This window comes from Ancylomarina euxina (assembly GCF_003863355.1).
Taxonomy (GTDB): Bacteria; Bacteroidota; Bacteroidia; order Bacteroidales; family Marinifilaceae; genus Ancylomarina; species Ancylomarina euxinus.
The window spans coordinates 1-394 of sequence record NZ_QQWG01000076.1 but is presented as its reverse complement, the minus strand read 5'-3'; the positions used below and the strand labels follow the sequence as shown (position 1 = coordinate 394).

The window sequence follows — 394 nt, the reverse complement described above, 5'->3', positions numbered from 1 at the left end:
AGTGTGAAGCGACTAAAAGGAAAAGTTCGAAAACTTTGTAGGCGTAACAGAGCAGTGAGTTTAGAAACCCTAGTTTCAGATTTACGACCTGTACTGCGAGGTTGGTTGAATTACTTCAAGTATGCTTCTTGCTCACGCTTGCTCAGAAATTTAGATGCATGGATTCGTCGAAAATTACGATGTTTCCGATTAAAGCAATGCAAACGAACCATTGGCATTAAACGCTTCCTAACCAAGTTAGGCGTTAAAAGTTGGCAAAGCTGGATTTTAGCCCTATCAGGAAAAGGATGGTGGCGATTATCAGGTTGTCCTCAAGCTCATCAGGCTATGAATCTACAATGGTTCATAGATTTAGGATTATATAATATGTCAGTTATCTATAAACAGTTCAAAC

General features: G+C 39.1%; 1 protein-coding gene. It reads left to right on the top strand.

The genetic code is table 11. From position 1 onward, the window contains the following. Window positions 1–394, top strand: a 394-nt coding sequence (locus tag DWB61_RS17615) for a group II intron maturase-specific domain-containing protein (RefSeq protein WP_317124884.1), incomplete at both ends; no start/stop codon positions are given.